The sequence below is a fragment of the Prevotella rectalis genome (assembly GCF_900607215.1).
Classification (GTDB): Bacteria; Bacteroidota; Bacteroidia; order Bacteroidales; family Bacteroidaceae; genus Prevotella; species Prevotella brunnea.
Genome location: NZ_LR027820.1, coordinates 780,312 through 782,224 on the forward strand (window position 1 = coordinate 780,312; position 1,913 = coordinate 782,224).

Below are 1,913 nucleotides of genomic sequence, written 5' to 3' on the forward strand. Positions count from 1 at the left end.
ATGCGTCCGTTGTCCTTACAGTACAAGGGGGCAAAGGAACGCTCAAAGGTTTCCCAATTTATCAGATTGGCAAGTTTATACATTGGATGGGTGGGATTGAGCATGGATGCCAAGTCCCAAAACATTGATACCTGATGGGTGTTGGATGGAGATTTATACATTGTTGATTTGCAAGGTTTTACCATGCAAAGATACAAAAACTTGTAGATATATACAAATAATAGAAAGGTTATTTTATTGATAATCAATAGGTTATTTACTTTTCAAGGGACGACTATATAGATAAAATTAAATAGAAGCCTATTTTTATGATGGTAAGATATACAAATGCAATGAAATTTGTAATTTATATATTGGTGTAACGTTTTCTCGCCCAGCCAAAGGCTAACTTTGCAGAAAAATAAAAATATGACAATAAAAGAATTATTCAATCAAGTTACATTTGAGGAACTTTGTCCACAATTAAAGTCTTACGTGAAAACTTACGATGTCTTCGGCAATGACCTTGTCGAACATCTATACTTGTTCAGGGAAGCATACGACAGATTGAGACTTCTAAAACCAAGTGGACAATTAGACAGCTACATTGACAAGATGCAGCAAAATGGAGTTACGGTACACAAGGAAGTGGAGGTTATTTGCTATGATGATTCAGACAAAGGCAACATCGATCTTTCCTTCGATTTAGAGGGTAGTTGGGAATATAATTTATCCTTAGAACTCGTCTTGCCAAAAGATAAGACTATTTCGCTTGCTACTCTTGCCGCCTTATGTCTTTGGCAATTAACGTATGATAACTGGTCTGATTATCAAGAGGAAAGTCGCATCGAACGTGCCCTAAATCCACCCAAACCTTCCAACAAATATGAGGTTGCTTTGGAAAGTCTTGAAAGCAGTATATATAAGCGGCAAACTCCTGTCGCATTCCTCCCCAAAGATAAAGAAAGCAGAGTAAGACGTGAACATATTGTTCCAAGCGGGATGCCTTTTAGTAAGTTTTTTAACAAGCTGTATGGCAAAAAGATGAACCGTAGCAAGCGGAAACGCACATATAGGCAGGAAAAACGCAAGAAGTTTCTAAAAAGGATGGGAAATCGGCAAGCTGTAATCGATCTATTTACGATGACAGGTAGTTCATTCACAAAGGGAAGTTGCGAATACCTGCTTCATGTCAAAAATGGGGAAAGTATAAGGTTTCGCTCACCTCTTATAGAGCATGCCTTGGATTATCTCTATACCTCTATGGCCAATTATTGCGCCTTGCCACCTGTGGGCAAATTCAAGGAAGCCATTGCCTTCATTGTTTTCAAGCAAGGTCAAGTTGCAAATTCTTTGGAAATAGACAACTTCAAGAAGCATGTAGAAGAATTGTTGTCGTGTAGTGTTATCTATGGACAGGCTGAAGGCGATGTGCATGAAACCGAGGTTACGCTACTAATGTTTAATAGATAAAAATACAATGAAAATAAAGAAATCCACCGCCCGAATGATGATAAATCAGCAAGCAAAATGGCGTAAGCAGGCTGAGAAACCTGCCAAGTGGAATGAGGGATATGCTGGTGTTACTTACGAAGATATCTGTAATCTAAATAACCACTTGGCAAGTATCATAGCCCGTCATCTCCATGCTTTTCTTAAAGCAGTAAAGGGACCGTATGGAGGAGTTCCCGGTGTTTTGGCTAATGGTGACTCGGATGAAGCCTATAAACGCTGGTTACAGATTATTCGCGATATGATATTATTACTGTCCGCTAAACATCCCACATTTTTTATGAATTAGGGCTGACACTTCTCACGAGGTATCAGCCCTTTTTGTTATCTTTGCTTTTGTTTCCAAACTCAGATAACATGGGCAAAAGTACACATTTCTTCGGACAGCCGGTATATGGTCAGCTGATAAAATCTCTCGACCA

The 1,913-nt window shown here is 38.9% G+C and carries 2 protein-coding genes; both read left to right on the plus strand.

Annotation, left to right across the window (positions count from 1 at the left end; all coding sequences use genetic code 11):
* Positions 1-408 precede the first annotated feature (408 nt).
* Entirely contained in the window at positions 409-1,452 is a 1,044-nt protein-coding gene (locus E0E16_RS04325; RefSeq protein WP_130829102.1) for a hypothetical protein, read from the plus strand.
* A 7-nt stretch (positions 1,453-1,459) separates the two neighbouring features.
* Positions 1,460-1,780, plus strand: a complete 321-nt coding sequence (locus E0E16_RS04330) for a hypothetical protein (RefSeq protein ID WP_130829104.1) — start codon at positions 1,460-1,462, stop codon at positions 1,778-1,780.
* Positions 1,781-1,913 lie beyond the last annotated feature (133 nt).